14 protein-coding genes are annotated in these 16562 nt (G+C 57.8%); 5 read left to right on the forward strand and 9 right to left on the reverse strand.

Going from position 1 to position 16562, the window contains the following annotated elements; genetic code table 11:
- Positions 1-17: 17 nt before the first annotated feature.
- The 3 genes from ABVF61_RS11870 (at position 18) to xylA (ending at position 3726) form a co-directional block, all read left to right on the forward strand.
- Positions 18-785, forward strand: coding sequence for an ATP-binding cassette domain-containing protein (locus tag ABVF61_RS11870; protein ID WP_353996404.1), 768 nt, complete (start codon positions 18-20; stop codon positions 783-785).
- A gap of 159 nt (positions 786-944) precedes the next feature.
- Positions 945-2396 (forward strand): xylulokinase, encoded by a 1452-nt coding sequence (gene xylB / locus ABVF61_RS11875; RefSeq protein WP_353993770.1) that lies wholly within the window; start codon positions 945-947, stop codon positions 2394-2396.
- A gap of 10 nt (positions 2397-2406) precedes the next feature.
- The gene (xylA, locus tag ABVF61_RS11880) at positions 2407-3726 is read left to right on the forward strand and encodes a xylose isomerase (protein WP_353993771.1); all 1320 of its coding nucleotides are present in this window, start codon (positions 2407-2409) and stop codon (positions 3724-3726) included.
- A gap of 500 nt (positions 3727-4226) precedes the next feature.
- Here xylA and ABVF61_RS11885 read toward each other — a convergent pair whose 3' ends face one another.
- The 3 genes from ABVF61_RS11885 to ABVF61_RS11895 all read right to left on the reverse strand — a co-directional run bounded on the left by ABVF61_RS11885 (position 4227) and on the right by ABVF61_RS11895 (position 6533).
- The gene (locus tag ABVF61_RS11885) at positions 4227-4382 is read right to left on the reverse strand and encodes a DUF2256 domain-containing protein (protein WP_353996405.1); all 156 of its coding nucleotides are present in this window, start codon (positions 4380-4382) and stop codon (positions 4227-4229) included.
- A 2-nt stretch (positions 4383-4384) separates the two neighbouring features.
- On the reverse strand, positions 4385-5941 hold the full coding sequence (locus ABVF61_RS11890; RefSeq protein ID WP_353993772.1) for an FAD-binding domain-containing protein: 1557 nt from the start codon (positions 5939-5941) through the stop codon (positions 4385-4387).
- A gap of 82 nt (positions 5942-6023) precedes the next feature.
- Entirely contained in the window at positions 6024-6533 is a 510-nt protein-coding gene (locus ABVF61_RS11895) for an MmcB family DNA repair protein (protein WP_353993773.1), read from the reverse strand.
- Between the two features lie 132 nt (positions 6534-6665).
- Between ABVF61_RS11895 and ABVF61_RS11900 the strand changes: the two genes are divergently transcribed.
- Entirely contained in the window at positions 6666-7154 is a 489-nt protein-coding gene (locus ABVF61_RS11900; RefSeq protein ID WP_353993774.1) for a hypothetical protein, read from the forward strand.
- Between the two features lie 18 nt (positions 7155-7172).
- Here the strand turns inward: ABVF61_RS11900 and ABVF61_RS11905 are convergent, their stop codons facing one another.
- From ABVF61_RS11905 to ABVF61_RS11930, 6 genes are all read right to left on the reverse strand, one after another.
- A complete protein-coding gene (locus tag ABVF61_RS11905) occupies positions 7173-8957 on the reverse strand; it encodes a SulP family inorganic anion transporter (protein ID WP_353993775.1) in 1785 nt (594 codons plus the stop codon).
- Between the two features lie 85 nt (positions 8958-9042).
- Positions 9043-10719 (reverse strand): bifunctional protein tyrosine phosphatase family protein/NAD(P)/FAD-dependent oxidoreductase, encoded by a 1677-nt coding sequence (locus ABVF61_RS11910; protein WP_353993776.1) that lies wholly within the window; start codon positions 10717-10719, stop codon positions 9043-9045.
- A gap of 28 nt (positions 10720-10747) precedes the next feature.
- Positions 10748-11641 (reverse strand): MBL fold metallo-hydrolase, encoded by an 894-nt coding sequence (locus tag ABVF61_RS11915; RefSeq protein WP_353996406.1) that lies wholly within the window; start codon positions 11639-11641, stop codon positions 10748-10750.
- A gap of 38 nt (positions 11642-11679) precedes the next feature.
- On the reverse strand, positions 11680-12120 hold the full coding sequence (locus tag ABVF61_RS11920; RefSeq protein WP_353993777.1) for a DUF6691 family protein: 441 nt from the start codon (positions 12118-12120) through the stop codon (positions 11680-11682).
- 1 nt (position 12121) lies between these two features.
- Complete coding sequence (locus ABVF61_RS11925) at positions 12122-12550, reverse strand: YeeE/YedE family protein (protein WP_502949954.1); 429 nt, start codon at positions 12548-12550, stop codon at positions 12122-12124.
- 162 nt (positions 12551-12712) lie between these two features.
- Positions 12713-14761 carry a bifunctional DedA family/phosphatase PAP2 family protein gene (locus ABVF61_RS11930; RefSeq protein WP_353993779.1) on the reverse strand — a complete coding sequence of 683 codons (2049 nt, stop codon included), beginning with the start codon at positions 14759-14761 and terminating at the stop codon, positions 12713-12715.
- Between the two features lie 243 nt (positions 14762-15004).
- Between ABVF61_RS11930 and pap the strand changes: the two genes are divergently transcribed.
- Positions 15005-16471, forward strand: a complete 1467-nt coding sequence (gene pap / locus ABVF61_RS11935; RefSeq protein WP_353993780.1) for a polyphosphate:AMP phosphotransferase — start codon at positions 15005-15007, stop codon at positions 16469-16471.
- Positions 16472-16562: the final 91 nt, after the last annotated feature.

Raw genomic sequence — 16562 nt, forward strand, 5'->3', positions numbered from 1 at the left:
CAGCACCTCTCGTAGAAATGAAAGACATGTGCATCTCTTTTGGCGGGGTGCACGCCGTCGACCACGTTACGGTGGATCTCTATCCGGGTGAAGTTGTTGGACTGCTTGGCCACAATGGGGCGGGCAAGTCGACCCTGATCAAGATTCTTTCCGGTGCCTACAAGGCTGACAGCGGACAGATCCTGATCAATGGGGACGAGGCGCATATTCACTCGCCGCGCGATGCTCGCTCCTACAACATCGAGACGATTTACCAGACGCTCGCTCTGGCGGACAATCTCGATGCGGCATCAAACCTGTTTCTCGGGCGCGAACTGACAACCGCCTTCGGCTTCGTCGACGACGATGCCATGGAGGCGGAGACCCGCAAGATCATGGGCAAGCTCAACCCGAACTTCAAAAAGTTCCATGCGCCTGTCAAAGCGTTGTCGGGTGGTCAGCGTCAGTCGGTTGCCATTGCACGTGCAGTTTATTTCAACGCCAAGATCCTGATCATGGACGAGCCTACTGCGGCGCTCGGGGTTCATGAAACTCAGATGGTGGCGGAACTCATTCAGGAACTGAAGAAACAGGGTCTCGGCATCTTCCTGATCAGCCACGACATCCATGACGTTTTTCAGCTGTGCGACCGCCTGGCGGTTATGAAAAACGGCCAGCTGGTCGGCACGGCCAAGACGACCGACGTTACGGATGATGATGTTCTGGGCATGATCATTCTCGGCAAGTGTCCTCCGGGCGCCACGCCTGGCCCGGGCGCGCTTGTGGAAGACGAAGCCGTGGGCTAAACCGGATTGGCCTGCGGATCTCCGGTTCTTCGGGATCGGTCTGCAGGCCAGATTTCGCCGCTGAAAAGTCGGCGGCCCGCAACGCACATGCGAAATTCCCGCCGGATCCCGTCCTCGGGGCTCGGCCTTCTTTTTGATGCAGTCTGAGGAACGCACCTCATGTATATCGGTCTCGACATCGGAACGAGTTCTGTCAAAGCCATTCTGCTTGGCGAAGATCAGTCCCTGATCGCATCGGCAACCTCGGACCTCACGGTCGAGCGTCCGCATCCCGGCTGGTCGGAGCAGGATCCCGACAGCTGGTGGCGCGCTTGCGAGACCGTTCTGGACGACTTGAAGACGAAGGCACCGGCGGAGCTCGCCGCAGTGAAGGGTATCGGGCTGTCCGGCCATATGCACGGCGCGACGCTGCTCGACAGTCGCGGACGACCTTTGCGCCCCTGCATTCTGTGGAACGACGGCCGCTCGGGAAAACAGTGCGAAGAACTGACCAAGGCGGAACCGAAGTTTCATACCCTTGGCGGTAACCTGGTGATGCCGGGCTTCACGGCTCCGAAACTTCAATGGGTGCAAGAGAACGAGCCGGAGATTTTTTCAAAAACGGCGATGGTTCTTCTGCCCAAGGACTACGTGCGTTTCAAGTTGACCGGCGAATACGCCGGCGACATGTCCGACAGTGCGGGAACGCTCTGGCTGGATGTTGCGGGAAGAGACTGGAGCGATGAGCTCCTCGCGGCAACCGGATTGACGCGTGCTCAAATGCCCCGGCTCGTTGAGGGATCGGAAGCGTCGGGAACGCTCACGCCGGCCCTGTGTTCACGCTGGGGATTTTCGGCCCCACCCGTCGTCGCCGGAGGGGGTGGTGACAATGCCGCATCGGCATGTGGCGTCGGCGCGGTCGATCCGGGATCGGCCTTCGTGTCGCTCGGAACTTCCGGTGTCCTCTTCGTCACCAACGATCGTTTTTCGCCCAATGTGGATGGCGCTGTGCATGCGTTCTGTCACGCGGTGCCCGAAACCTGGCATCAGATGGGCGTGATCCTTTCGGCGACAGACAGCCTCAACTGGCTCGCCGGGGTTTTGAAGAAAACACCAGGAGACTTGACCCAGGCGCTGGGGCGGGTCTCCGGACCCTCGGCAGTTTCTTTCCTTCCCTATCTTGGCGGTGAGCGCACACCTCACAACGATGTTGCCATCCGCGCCGGTTTTTCGGGCATTTCGCACGAAACGGACGACAACGCCCTGACCCACGCCGTACTCGATGGCGTTGCCTTTGCTTTGAAGGACTGTCTGGAAGCATTGAGCGTCGCCGGAACGAAGATCGACCGGGTTCTTGCGGTCGGCGGTGGATCGCGGTCCGAGGCCTGGCTCGAAATCATCGCCAGCTTGCTGAATGTCATCGTGGACGTCCCGGTCGACGGAGATTTCGGCGCGTCCCTGGGAGCTGCGAGGCTGGGTCAGGCCGCCGCGCTCGGATCGACCGATGGCGTTTTTGGAAAGCCTGCGTTGAAAACAAGCATCGAACCGGTTCCGTCCCTTACCGAACATTATGCCGAGGCCTATGGCCGCTGGCGCAAACTGTATCCGGCATTCAAACAGGCCGGCTTCTGAGGAGCAAAACATGAGCACTGGGTTTTTTGGCGATCTGCAGCCGATTGAATATTCCGGACCTGACAGCCGCGATCCGCTGACCTATCGCCATTACAACAAGGACGAGGTCGTTCTGGGCAAGCGAATGGAGGATCACCTGCGCTTTGCCGTTTGTTACTGGCACAATTTCTGCTGGCCCGGCGGCGATCCGTTTGGTGGTGAAACCTTCCTGCGGCCCTGGATGGCGGCCGGCGGTGACCCGATGGAGCAGGCGAAGCTCAAGGCGGACGTCGCCTTTGAAATGTTCCAGATCCTCGGCATGCCGTTCTTTACCTTCCATGACCGGGATATCGCACCGGAAGGCAGCACACTGGCAGAGAGCAATGCCAATGTGAATGCGATCGCGGATATTTTTGAAAAGAAGATGGCCGATACGGGCATTAGGCTTTTGTGGGGAACGGCCAACATGTTCTCCAACCGCCGTTTCATGTCGGGTGCCGCGACCAATCCGGATCCGGATGTCTTTGCCTATGCCGCTGCCCAGGTGAAAAACGCGATGGACGTCACCTACCGCCTGAAAGGTGCGAACTACGTTCTCTGGGGTGGCCGGGAGGGTTATGAAACACTTCTGAACACCAATGCCAAGCAGGAGCTCGACCAGCTCGGCCGGTTCCTCAACATGGTGGTTGAGTACAAGCACAAGATCGGTTTCAAAGGGACGATCCTGATCGAGCCCAAGCCCCAGGAACCAAGTAAGCACCAGTACGACTACGACGTGGCGACCGTCTACGGGTTCCTGCAGGCCTATGGTCTTGAAAACGAGGTCAAGATGAACATCGAGCAGGGTCATGCGATCCTGGCCGGCCATTCCTTTGAGCATGAACTCCACATGGCCCGTTCGTTCGGCATTCTCGGGTCCGTTGACATGAACCGGAACGACTACCAATGCGGCTGGGACACCGACCATTTCGGCATGAACGTGCCGGAACTGGCGCTTGCTTACTACGAGATCCTGATGGATGGCGGCTTCACCACAGGCGGCACCAACTTCGACGCCAAGCTGCGCCGTCAGTCGCTGGATCCGGTTGATCTGATCCAGGGCCATGTCGGCTCGGCAGACGCGATCGCGCGTGGCCTGAAAGCTGCTGCGGCCATGATCGAGGACGGGCGCCTGAAGGGCTTTGTCGATGATCGCTATGCAGGTTGGCAAAAACCGGAAAACGCCGCAATCCTGCAAGGCGGTTCGTCACTCGAAGCGCTTGCGGACCGCGTTCATTCCGAAGACCTGGAGCCGCAACCGAAGTCTGGAAAGCAGGAATACCTGGAGAGTCTTGCGAACCTGTTCGTCTGACGGCAGATGTGACTGCTGGGGTTGGAAGCTATTTCAACACGCAGAGCGAGGATGCTTGTCGTCCGGTCTTGCCGCGAAAGCGGCAAGACCGGGAACCAGTATCGTTTGTAGCCGGGGCTAAAAAAGAGAAGCTGTCGGCTACTGGGTTCCGGCCTTTCGCTGCGCTTCAGCCGGAATGACAAGATCATAGGCTGGTGATCGCCTCACGAGACCCATTTCGCGTTAAACGGACAGTAGTGGGCTGGACCATGGCATCCATGCCGAACCGCAGCCCCGATCCCGAGGAGAGGCAACGGGATGGATTGCTGGGTCATGCCCTGTAATGACGCAGAGCGTGTAAACTTCACCCGGACAAGCCCTATAGTTCCGCCGCTGTCATGCCATGACGTGATCATCGCATCCATGCCGAACCGCGGCTCCGATCACCGAGGAGAGGCAACGGAATGGATTGCAGGATCAAGTCCTGAATAACATCGTGAAATGGATGTAGGGCCTGCCATTCACGCCGCAGGCTTCTTGTGCCGCTTCGGTTGCCGCCTGCATTTTTCGGAACAATAGCGAACCTCGTCCCAGTCCTTCGCCCATTTTTTACGCCACGCGAAAGGACGGCCGCATGAGGCGCAGATCTTTTGCGGCAAATCGCCTTTTCTGAGCATTTTCATGAAGTTTCGCCAAAGAGATCGGCCTGGTCCGGCGAAGATTTCCTGCGCCGTCGCCCCCGGGAACGCTCCTGGCCCCGCATGGGTATGCCGCTCTTGCGGCTGCCATGCCTGTTCTGAATGTCAGCCGCCCTCCCTCTGAAGGCATGTCCCTTTCGAATGCCCCAGACCTTTTCTCGTGCGTCGCGTGCCGCGCTCACGTGATCAACAACCGGAAACGGATAGATCTTTCCGAGGACACTGCCTGCATTTTCCGCTTTCCAGGGCTGATGTATGTGGGCCGTGTCGATCTGTTGGAGTTCCGGCACCCACCTCCGGACGAATACCCCGTCCGGGTCCTGATCCTGTCCCTGTTTGACGGGATTATAGATGCGGATCGTGTTGATCCCGGTGGTGCCGGACTGCATCTGCACCTGCGGCCAGTGAATGCCGGGCTCGTAGTCTGTAAAAAGGCGCGCGAGATGTTCACCGGGCGCACGCCAGTCGAGCCACAAATGATAGCTGGAGACAGCAATCAGCATGGCGCGCATGCGAAAATTCATCCAGCCGGTCGCAGCAAGGCATCGCATGCAGGCATCAACGAAGGGAAGGCCCGTTTCGCCCGCTTGCCAAGCCGCCAGGCGTGAGCGATCTGATTCCCTGGGACGAAGCCCGTCATAGGCACAGTGAAGATTTTCAAACTCCAGGCGCGGTTCATCCTCCAACTTCTGCATGAAATGGCAGTGCCAGTGCAGCCGTCCTGAAAAAGAGCGCATGGCGCCCTGCCAGGTGCTGCGGCCCTTGAAATCGTTTTGTTTCAGGTCTTTCTGCCGCGCCCAGGTGGCTTGTGCGACTTCTCGCAGGGAAAGTGTTCCAAAGGTGAGATGCGGAGACAGCCTTGAGCAGGCCGTAAAAGCGCGAACCGGGGTTGCCATCGCAGCTCTGTAGGGCTTGCCGCGGTCGAAGAGAAAACTCTGTAAGGTTTCAAGACCGCGCGCGCGCCCTCCGATTTGCCGCTGAGGGCAGTGATCTGCAGCAAGTCCGATCGAGCTCGCGTCCGGCAGATTTCCGGGTTCGAGCGCATGAACTGGCTGCAGACGGGGAGGGTCGACAGGAGGTTCTGCCATGAAACTGTCCCACTTTGCGGCCCAGCCATCCCGGCTTTTCAGACGCCGCAACACCCCGGTCTGGCGGCATTCTGTCCACGGAATGCCCTTCAGTCTGCACCAGTCCGCGACTTTCTTGTCGCGCGTGTAAGTCCAGCCGTTGCCGGTTTCTTCATGAGACCAGAGACCTGCAATCACAATATCTTTTGAAAGATGCTCAAGTACTTCGACGATTTCGCCGGTCCGAATGATCAACGGTTGCCCCTGCACTGCCAGTTCCTGCTGCAGGTCTGCGAGGCATTCGTTCAAAAACTGATAGTGACGCTCGGAGGCGTCGGGCTGCCGCCAGAAATCCGGCTCCACCACATAGAGCGGCAAGACAGGTCCGCGCAGGCTGGCACGTTTTAAAGGCGCATGATCTTGAATGCGCAGGTCTTTCTTGAACCAGACAACCTGTACGGTAAGAGACACGGATGCAGCACGCTCATTTGTCGGTGGTAACGGGACAGTCTACGCATCGCAAAACAAATGGATCGCCTCCAGCGTTCCGTGATCAAATCCCCTCCGGGAACCGCCGTCCATCCGGATCGGAAATGTCTTGCAAGCGGTTGGCGGCATGACGCGCGAACCGGTGGGTTACAGACTTTCGCGTCGCGGCCGCCAATTTGTGTTCCGGCGCTTGACGCAGGATTTCTGCACCAAATCCGTCTGAAACAATAAGACCTGCTTCTTTCGGAAAAATATCCATCGGGACATCCGGGTGGGTTGCAAAGAAAAGCCGGTCGCAATGCTGCCTGTACTCGGGCCACTTCGTATCGGCGCGAAAGTCCGCAATCGATGATTTGACTTCAACGATCCAGAGCTCGTGCTTTGGTCCGAGCGCGAGCAGATCAGCCCGGCGAGACGAGGCAAGCGTAACCTCGGCGAGACACGAAAAATCCAGCTGACGCATGAGCCTTGCGGTTCCCCGCCAGACCTTCAACGCAGTTTCCGACTGCCGTCCGTCGACCAGCGGATCATCTAATCGAATGCGTCCTTTTGCGTGCTGCGAATTTTCCATCATACCTATTTTGTTCCATTTTTGTTCGCATAATGCAAGAGCTCTGATCAACCCGGTTTCCTAGGCGGGATAAATTGCCGGTTTCTAGATTTGTGCAGCGCGGCTATGGTGAAGGCTAGGAAACCAGGAGGGGTTATGCGTTTCGATTTTCTTCGGCGGGCAATTGTGGTGACCGCAATTGTCTTCCTGCCGGTCAATGCCGCTAATGCCACCAAGGGTGATCTGAAAGTACAGGTGCCGAAATCTGCACCGCTTTTGAAAGGGCGGGCACTGGATTTGCGTTTTGCCGATTTCGCACAAGGAATCTGGGTGCGGGATTTGAACGACTGCCCGGCTTCGCGCATCGACCAAAGCGAACCGGGAAGCACATTGGCCATCTATCGCGGACTTTGGGAAATGCCCGACCGTATCTGCCAGGTCTACGGGGCCGAACTCGGGCGGCAGGACACGCAGCGCGCGGCCATCAATTGCGTGTTGGACAATGGCGCTGAATCGATCGAACTCGTGACGGTGCAGCCACGCGGAACCCGTGGTCTGTTGGTCCAGGAGGGCGAGCGGCCCCCGGTTCATTTTCGCTTTTGTGAAATGATCACACCGGTCCTGAAGGCGGAAGACGGGCAATAGGTTTTTCGCGGAGAAATCTTAAATCACAGGTCCGGTCCAGGCGGGTGTTTTAGCCGGATCTTTTTTGCCGTCTCCATTCGCGATATGGGATGTCAGCGGATCAAGCGTTGAAAGTGCGTCGTACTGACTCAGGAACACCTGGCCTGAAAGCTCTTGCAGGAAATCAGAGCGCTTCAGGCGGTCCATGACCGGCCCTTTGACTTCTGAGAGGTGGAACTGAACGCCTGCTTCCGAAAGCCGGTGATTGATGGCTTCCAGGCTTTCAAGGGCGCTTGCGTCAATCGCGTTGACCGCCGGGCACATGAGCACAATGTGTTTGAGTTCAGGCCTTTCCGCCACAAGCTGGTAGACTCTGTCTTCCAGAAATCTGGCATTGGCAAAGAACAGGCTCTCATCGACCCTGAGCGTTAGCACACTGTCGCCCGTCACCACCTTGTGCCGGTCGACATTGCGGAAATGTTCTGTGCCCGGAATAACGCCCACGACGGCCATATGGGGTCTGCTGCTGCGGTAAAGATGAAGCGCCAGCGATAGCGCAACGCCCGTGACGACACCGGTTTCGACCCCGACGAAAAGTGTTACCAGAATTGTGACGGCCATCGCCGAAAAGTCGGCTTTTGAATAGATAAATGTGCGCTTGATGGCCGCAAAATCGACGAGAGATAAGACCGCGACAATAATGGTTGCGGCAAGCGTTGCCTGCGGAAGATTGGACAGAAGAGGGGTCAGGAAGAGTGCTGCCAGTGCAATGCCGACAGCGGTAAAGGCTCCTGCGGCCGGTGTTGCGGCTCCGGCATCGAAATTGACGACCGAGCGCGCAAATCCTCCGGTAACGGGATAACCGCCCGAGACAGCGGAGGCGATGTTTGATGCGCCAAGACCGATAAGCTCCTGATCCGGGTCTATCCGTTGGCGCCTTTTAGCTGCAAGTGTCTGCGCGATCGAAACAGATTCCACGAAGCCAATGACCGAAATCAGTAATGCCGGCCCTGCCAGAGCAAGCCACAGTTTGCTGTCAAAGCCGGGAAGCTGCGGAGTTGGTAGGCCCTGCGGGATGTCACCGACAAGACGCACGCCCTTGTCCGCCAGGCCAAAGAAGGCTGCGCCGAGCGTCGTGACAGCCACGGCTGCGACGGGCCCGGCTTTTGCAAGAATATCGGCAAGAAATACACCCGAACCGAGGCGCAACAGACGCTTCTTGAGACCTTTTCGCGCCCAGAACAGAAAAGCTGTCGCGCCTGCCCCGATCGCAAACGTGAGCCAGTTGATTTCATGCGCATGCTGCAATATCGACTGCAGGATCTCAATAAGCGTGTGGCCACTGGCCGGTATGCCGAGGATATGCTTCAACTGACTGGTGGCAATCAGCAATCCGGACGCGGTGATGAAACCTGAAATCACCGGATGACTGAGCAGGTTGGCCAGAAATCCGAGACGCAAAAAGCCCATGACCAGCAGAATGATGCCGGATAGTAACGCCAGAACGATCGCGGCACCTAAATACTCCGGTGTGCCCTGCGCTGCGAGTTCACCCACTGCCGAGGCGGTCATCAGGGAAACGACCGCAACCGGTCCAACGGCAAGGGCGCGGCTCGTGCCAAAGAGCGTATAGGCAACCAGCGGCAGGATGGACGCATATAGGCCGACTTCAGCAGGTAACCCTGCAAGCAAGGCGTAGGCAAGCGATTGCGGTATCAGCATGATGGTCACAATGACCGCCGCTACGAGATCGCCCGTCGCCGTGGCCCTGTCATACGTGCGGCCCCAGTCAAGAATGGGCAGGTAGCGCTGTATGAATTTCATTTGCAAACTTTCTGGCACCGACGTGAAACGAGCCGGTTACCCGGCTCGATTTGCTTGACACCCACTAACTTGCTCAAAAGCATTGTTAAGCAGCTGACACTTTTTCCGGCTTCGCCATCCACTCTTTGCCGCGCAGCATCGCACGCCAATAAACAGGTGGCAGGATCCGTTCCTTTAAGAGCCATGCCGTCCGCGTTGGTCTGGTCCCGTCCACCAGCCAACGCGGAAAGCTCGGCAACAGCGTGCCGCCGTAGCCGAATTCGGCCAGGACGATCTTGCCGCGCTCGACCGTGAGCGGACAGGATCCATATCCGTCATACTGAGCCGTGGCACTGTGGCCGTTGATATCCGAAATCAGATTTTCGGCGACGACTGGAGCCTGCTTGCGCGCTGCTGCCGCCGTTTTTGCGTTGGGAGCGTTCATGACGTCGCCGAGGGACCAAACGTTCTCATAAGTCTTGTGGCGAAGCGTCGACTGGTCGACATCAACCCACCCCGCTGCGTCAGCCAGCGGCGATACCCGGATGAAATCCGGCGCGCACTGCGGCGGTGTCACGTGGATCATGTCGAATTCGATATCGACCTGGCGCGCTTCCTTGTCCGCTTCGCGCACCTCGAAGGTCGCGCGCTTTGCAGGCCCGTCGATCGAAACCAGGTTGTGAAAGAAATTCAACGCGATGCCGTAGCGTTTTACATAGTCCATGAGGGCGGGAACGTAGTCCTTCACTCCGAACAGGGCGCCGCCTGCGTTCATGAACTGAATGTCCATATTGCCGAGCCTTGCCGTTTTTTGCCAATGATCGGCTGACAGGTACATGGCCTTTTGAGGCGCACCGGCGCATTTGATCGGCATTGGCGGTTGTGTGAAGACCGCGCGGCCTGTTTGTGTCTCCCGAACCAGTTGCCAGGTGTAGGGTGCTAGGTCATACCGATAGTTCGACGTCACGCCGTTTTTGCCAAGCGTGTCGACAAGCCCTTCAACGCCATGCCAATCAAGTTTCAGACCGGGACACACGACAAGACGGCCATATTTCACGACCCTGCATCCGTCCAGAACAACCGCGTTGTCTTTCGGTTCAAACGCCGCGACCGCCGACTTGATCCAGTGAACGCCTTTGGGAATGAGCGACCCCATGGTCTTGGCGGTATGAGCAGCATCGAAAACGCCGCCTCCGACCATGGTCCAGCCGGGCTGGTAGTAGTGGACGTCGGCTGGATCGATGACGGAGATCTCGAGATCCGGTTTCCGGGAAAGGAGACTGGACGCAACGGATATGCCGGCGGCACCGCCTCCGACTATGACAACGTCGAAGCGCGCGTCTTCGGCGGTTTCCGTTGGCGTGCGTCCGCCATTCACGATACGGCGGACTACTCCCGCCATGTCGTATCCGGCAGTCTTCGTCCGCGCCAGGATATCGGCAACGGAAAGCGACCCGGCCTGTGACAGTGACCAGAGCGTTGCCGATCGTGTTCCTGTCCGGCAATAGGCAAACACCGGTTTTGGCAATCTTTTTAAAAGATCGCCGAACTCTGCCGCATCTTCGTCCCGGACCTTCCCGGCAACGATGGGAAGATAATGCGTTTCGATACCGCATTTGCTCGCAGCAGTCTCGATCTCTTCGAAGGTCGGCTGGTCTGCGCCTTCGCCATCCGGCCGGTTACAGATAACGGACCGGAAACCTGACTGCGCAATGTCAGCAATATCTTCCGGTTTTATTTGAGGCGCAACGGAAAGCTGCTCATCGATCTTGTTTGTTGGCATTGTGTCCTCCCTGGGTTTGCGAAAGTCTCTAGATCCCGTTCACCGGGACCTTCAGGAAGGTTTTTCCGCTGTCGTCGGCCGGTGGCAGTTTGCCCGCTCGCATGTTGACCTGAAGGGACGGGATGATCAGCTTCGGCATGGCCAACTGCGCATCGCGTTCCGTGCGGAACTTGACGAAGTCCTCCTTCGACTTGCCCCCGCCGACATGGATGTTGTGCTCTTTCTCGTCCCCGACCGTGGTCTCCCACTGGATGTCGCGCCCGTTCGGGCCATAGTCGTGGCACATGTAAAGCCGCATCTCGTCCGGCAGCGCCAGGACCTTCTGGATTGAATCGTAGAGCATGGCCGCATCACCGCCCGGAAAGTCCGCCCGCGCAGAGCCCCCGTCCGGCATGAACAGCGTATCGCCCGCAAAGGCGGCATTCCCCATCACATGCACCATGCAGGCCGGTGTGTGCCCCGGGGTCGACATGGCAAAGGCCGTCATCCCGCCGATCGTGTAGGTATCGCCGTCCTGGAACAGGCGGTCGAACTGGCTGCCGTCGCGCTGGAACTCCGTGCCCTCGTTGAACACCTTGCCGAAGGTTTCCTGCACCACGGTGATCTTGTCGCCGATGCCCAGCTTGCCGCCGAGCTTTTGCTGGATATAGGGCGCACCGGACAGGTGGTCGGCATGGACATGAGTTTCGATCAGCCATTCCAGCTCCAGGCCGTTGTCCTGGATATAGGCGATGATTTCATCCGCATTGTCATAGGTGATCCGCCCGGCGGCATAGTCGATATCCATGACGCTGTCGACGACCGCGCAGGCATTCGACGCCGGGTCCTTGACCACATAGCTGATGGTATTCGTTGCCGGATCGAAGAACGCCTTCACCTCGGGGACAACAGCCATGTCGACCGGGTAATTCGAACGGATCATCATCTTTCCTCCATGGGGTAAGCCAGTCGCCGAAGTGATCAGGCGCTGGCCGGTTGTTTGCTAAGGACTGTGCGGGTTGCCCATCTGGCAGCTAGCATGCCGGCCAGGATGAAAACTGCCGCTAGAGCGGGTTCGGCCAGTCCGAGGCCAAGAACAGGCACGAGGCCACCCGGGCAAAATCCGGCCATACCCCAGCCGATACCGAATACCGCGGAACCTCCGATAAGTTTCAGATCGAGGTCACGCCTGGCGGGCAGCGCAAAGGATCGTTCAAGAACGGGTTCGGACCTTTTGAGGACCAGGCGATAGCCGATCGCCGTGACAAGAAGGGCCCCTCCCATGACGAAGGCGAGACTTGGGTCCCATGTTCCCGCGACATCGAAGAAGTTCAGGACTTTTGCCGGATTTCCCATTCCGGACACCAGGATCCCCGTGCCGAAGACGAGGCCGATGACAAAGGCTGAGAATATGCGAGCCATGTCAGCCTCCAAAAGCATGCCTGATCACAAACACGGTGATCAAAGCGGTGGTCATGAAAGTGAGTGTTGCCGTGATCGAGCGTCCTGACAGGCGTGACATTCCGCAGACACCATGACCGCTCGTGCAGCCGGACCCAAGCGTCACGCCGATACCGATGAGAAAGCCGCCGGCGGCAAGAAGTGGCGTCGACACCGGTATCTCGATTTCCGGCACCCCACCGGTCACAACCAGCAGAACCAAAGGGCTGAGGATCATTCCTGCGACAAATGCCGCACGCCAGGTCCAGTCCTGATTGAACTGCAGGCTTAGCAACCCGTTCACAATACCGCTGATCCCGGCGATACGCCCGTGCAACATCATCAGGGCAACCGCTGCCAGTCCGATCAGCAAACCGCCCGTAAGGCTTTGAAGAGGTGTGAAGTCAGTCATCATGGCTCCATATTTAGATTATTTTCGAATATATGAATATAATGAAAAAGTAGCAAGCCGATTTTCGCACTTGGCGGAAGGCTTCATCCGGGCCGTGCCGAAAACCGGTTTAGGGAAGATGGGCGGTTACAACGCGCTGAAGGCCGAAGATTCAAGTCCCGGTTACTGACCGGTGGCACCTGTCGCGGATTCGCCTGTAGAGGCAGAACCTTCCGTGCCGAAGCTCAGGACGACTCCGGTTCCGTCAGGACGTTTCTTCTGCAGGGCTCCTGGTATCAACAGGGCCGGATTCTCGGAAACGGGTGGTGTGTAGCGATCCGTTCTGGGGCCCGAAAACTCGCCCATGGGGCGCAGAATATCCTCGTGAACCACGCTGCCAAGATAAAGCGGCTGCAGGTTGCCACCCTCAAGAATCTGATATCGGCTCGGCCACAGCCGCAGAACCCAACGGCCAGCTTGATCGCCGTCCCAATCCTTGTGGATCAGGACAAGGTCCGGTTGCCTGCCGTTCTGGCTGCGCGGCAGGATTGGCAGGGAATCGGGAGGCGTCTTGCCTTCCACGAAACCGCCTGCGGTTGTGAGAGACCATTTCGGGGGGCGCAGCCATCCGTCTTTTTCCGCGCTTGCCGCGAAAGCTGAGAGCGAACCGGCATACTGGATAACAAGGGGCTCTTCCCGATCGCCATTCAATTCGATCCGCCTGGCAGGCAGCGAAAGCCAGCCTCCGTCCCGCCAGCCTGACGCAGTCAGAACTTCCGTATCGCTACGCGGTTGATATGTCACAAGTGCCTGGTCGAAGGTTGCGTGAATGTGCCATCCACCGAAAATGACCAATGTAGAAAAGACAAGACCGGCAAGGGTCGCCCGTCCGATCTTTTCGTTGTGGATCGGACCGAAAACAAAGGCGAAGGCGGAAACCATGGCCGTTCCGAACAAGAGACCGGCAAGGACATCCGACATCCAGTGGGCGCCCAGATAGACCCTGGAAAACCCGATTGTGATCACCAGCGTCGCGATAACGGTGAAGACTGTGGCCTTAAGCCAGCGGTTCAGGTCATGGGCGATCAGAACAGCGCAGATGCCGAACAAGACAGCGGTCAGTGTGGCGTGGCCACTTGGAAAACTGTAGGCGTCTGCTCCGGCGTAGAGTTCTATCGGGCGCGAACGGTGCAGGAGGAGTTTGAAAAGGGGAACGAACATGGCCGTTCCGGCCATGGCGATGACGAACCCGATGGCCCGGCGCCAGGCCTTCCTAAGAAAAAGATAGGCTGCGACTGCCAGCGTCACCGCCGTCACCACAACCCCGTCGCCGAGCGTTGTGAAGAACACCATGATCTTGTCGCCGACTGGTGTTCGCAGGCTGTCAAAAAAGTTCAGGATCGACAGATCGGCGCGCACCATCGGTTCGCCTGGGGCCACCTGCCCGACAACCCAGAAGAAGGCCGGCATGGTGATCAACAGCAGCAATGCCGAGGCGAGCATGCCGGCAGAGCGCGGATGCGTCGGATCGAAATTGCGTGCGATCCATTGCGAAACCCTGTCAGGGTGTTTGGCGACCCAGGAAATGATCGCGGCATGAGCATTTGGAAAGAGCGGCAGAATGATCAGGATTAGCCAGCGGCCAAGCATCACGATCAGGAAAATGATGAGCAAAAGGGCGCCGAGAACAAAGGCAAGCCGGCCGCTGATCTGACCGATGGCGCTGAGGGCGGAGCCTGCGATGATACCAGGGCCCATATGGGCGATCGTCCACGCAAAGGCCGACGTGACATTGACGACGGAAAAACGCGTGAAGTTCATGCCCGCCATGCCCGCAATCCCGGGCACGACGGACTTTACGCCCGGAACGAACCGTCCGAAGAACACGCTCTTTCCACCATGGCGCTGGAAGAATTTCTCACCGCTTTCAATCATGTGGCTGTACTTGTTGAGCGGCCACATGCTTTTGATCCTGTCTTTGAACCGGTAGCCGATCCAATAGGAAATTGCGTCCCCTGCCGTCGCGCCAAGCGTTGTCCAGATGAAAAGTGGGACCGGATCCAGCTTGCCCAACCCGACAAGAGTTCCCGCACCGACAAGAACAACGGTTGTTGGAACGAAAAGACCAATGATGAAAAGCGCTTCGCCCATGGCGGCCAGAAAGCAAATCAGGCCGGCCAGCCCCGGGTTTTCGGCAATAAAGTTCAGTACGGGGTCAAGAAGTTCGGTCACGGACGTCTGTCTGTCTGACTGTAAAGCAACGTTTCAAAAGGCTCGGCATACGACAAAACATATCAATTGAGCCGGGCCCGGGAGCAAAAAACCGGCCCGGATGATTCGGTTAGGGTTTCATATAAGCGCTGAACCTTGCAACCAATAGCGAAAAATCGCTTTGGTGCTTGAATGATCTCAACCATGGAATTTTGTCGCTGGCTGCGACAAGATGCACTCAGCACGCCTTTTCAGGAGCTGTTGATGTTTGAATCCGCCCGTTTGCCGCAAAAAATGACGAAAAAGATCTTCAAGAAGATGGAGCCCGAGTTGCGGGAAGCCTTGCTTGCGGCTCAGCTGCCGGTCATTGAGCAAAAGCCCTACTCCACGTTGATCCTCGTCGACGGCTTGGACGGCGCCGGCAAAGGCGAAGCGGTCGCGCGGCTTTACGGCTGGATGGACGCGCGTCATCTGGTCTGCAACGCCTACGGCGAGCCGACCGACGAGGCCCGTCTTCGTCCGCCCCTCTGGCGCTACTGGCGCGATCTGCCTGCCAAGGGGGAGACGGCGATTGTATTCGGGAGCTGGTACCAGTCCGTCTTGCGGGACTGGATCTACAAGAAAATCGACGAGGACGCGTTCGAAAAAGCGCTTGTGAGAATTCGCAAGTTTGAGGAAATGCTCTCCAATGAGGACGTGCTGATCCTCAAGTTCTGGTTCCTCCTGCCCAAGGATGTGCAGGAGGAACGGCTGAAAAAGATCGAGAAGAAAAACGCTGCCCGCCATGTTCTTGCCGACTGGGCAGCCCTCAAGCATCACAAGAGGGCAAGCGAGGCGGGTGAGAAAATCGTGCTTGAAACAAGCAAGGGGTATGCACCCTGGTTCGTCATTCCCTCGCAGGACCCTGAGTACCGTGACGCCGCGCTCGCGCAGACAGTGGCAAGGTCGATGAGCTTGAAACTGGAAGATGGTGAACCGCAATCCGTCGCCGCACCACCCGTGGTGAGTGGACTGCAGCCGGAAACGGCGGTCGACGCCATCGATCTGACCGAGAAGCTGGAAAAAGAGGAATACGAGAAACTCCGGCGCAAGTATCAGGACACGCTTTCAGAGCTGTCCGACCGCAAATCAATGTCAAAGACCGGTGTTGTTCTTGTGTTTCAGGGAAACGACGCGGCTGGCAAGGGGGGCGCGATCCGCCGTGTCATTCGTCCGCTTGATCCACGTATTTACAAGGTGCATCCGATTTCGGCACCGACGGACGAAGAGAAGGCGCGCCCTTACCTCTGGCGGTTCTGGCGCCGCGTTCCGCGTAAGGGGCATTTCGCGATTTTCGACCGGTCCTGGTATGAGCGGGTCCTCGTTGAACGTGTCGAGGGTTATGCGGGACATGATGACTGGCTGCGGGCATACAACGAGATCAATGAATTTGAACAGGAATTGACCGACTTCGGTTACATCGTCTGCAAATTCTGGCTGGCCATTTCCGAGGCGGAACAGCTCCGCCGCTTCAAGGCCCGGGAGGATACAGCCTACAAGCAGCATAAGATTACCGACGAGGATTGGCGCAACCGGTTGAAATGGGACCAGTATGCCATTGCCGCTGGGGATATGGTCGACAGGACGTCGACGAACTACGCTCCATGGACGCTGGTCTCGTCGGAAAACAAAAGACACGCACGCATCCAGGTGCTGAAAACGATCTGTGGCCGCCTGGAAGAAACCCTTTAGCGCCTTCGACGTTTAAGCGTCGTGACACGTTCGCTGCGTCGAATGAAACAGATTTTTAGTAAGGCCAAAACCAGGGAGCTCAGGCTCGTTT

The sequence above is a fragment of the Roseibium sp. HPY-6 genome, assembly GCF_040530035.1.
GTDB lineage: Bacteria > Pseudomonadota > Alphaproteobacteria > Rhizobiales > Stappiaceae > Roseibium.

Bases quoted from the DNA above. Each gene is read 5' to 3' on its own strand.
- ABVF61_RS11870 (WP_353996404.1), top strand. From the start codon at position 18: ATGAAAGACATGTGCATCTCTTTTGGCGGGGTGCACGCCGTCGACCAC.
- xylB (WP_353993770.1), top strand. From the start codon at position 945: ATGTATATCGGTCTCGACATCGGAACGAGTTCTGTCAAAGCCATTCTG.
- xylA (WP_353993771.1), top strand. From the start codon at position 2,407: ATGAGCACTGGGTTTTTTGGCGATCTGCAGCCGATTGAATATTCCGGA.
- ABVF61_RS11885 (WP_353996405.1), bottom strand. From the start codon at position 4,382: ATGCTCAGAAAAGGCGATTTGCCGCAAAAGATCTGCGCCTCATGCGGC.
- ABVF61_RS11895 (WP_353993773.1), bottom strand. From the start codon at position 6,533: ATGATGGAAAATTCGCAGCACGCAAAAGGACGCATTCGATTAGATGAT.
- ABVF61_RS11900 (WP_353993774.1), top strand. From the start codon at position 6,666: ATGCGTTTCGATTTTCTTCGGCGGGCAATTGTGGTGACCGCAATTGTC.
- ABVF61_RS11905 (WP_353993775.1), bottom strand. From the start codon at position 8,957: ATGAAATTCATACAGCGCTACCTGCCCATTCTTGACTGGGGCCGCACG.
- ABVF61_RS11910 (WP_353993776.1), bottom strand. From the start codon at position 10,719: ATGCCAACAAACAAGATCGATGAGCAGCTTTCCGTTGCGCCTCAAATA.
- ABVF61_RS11915 (WP_353996406.1), bottom strand. From the start codon at position 11,641: ATGATCCGTTCGAATTACCCGGTCGACATGGCTGTTGTCCCCGAGGTG.
- ABVF61_RS11920 (WP_353993777.1), bottom strand. From the start codon at position 12,120: ATGGCTCGCATATTCTCAGCCTTTGTCATCGGCCTCGTCTTCGGCACG.
- ABVF61_RS11925 (WP_502949954.1), bottom strand. From the start codon at position 12,550: ATGACTGACTTCACACCTCTTCAAAGCCTTACGGGCGGTTTGCTGATC.
- pap (WP_353993780.1), top strand. From the start codon at position 15,005: ATGTTTGAATCCGCCCGTTTGCCGCAAAAAATGACGAAAAAGATCTTC.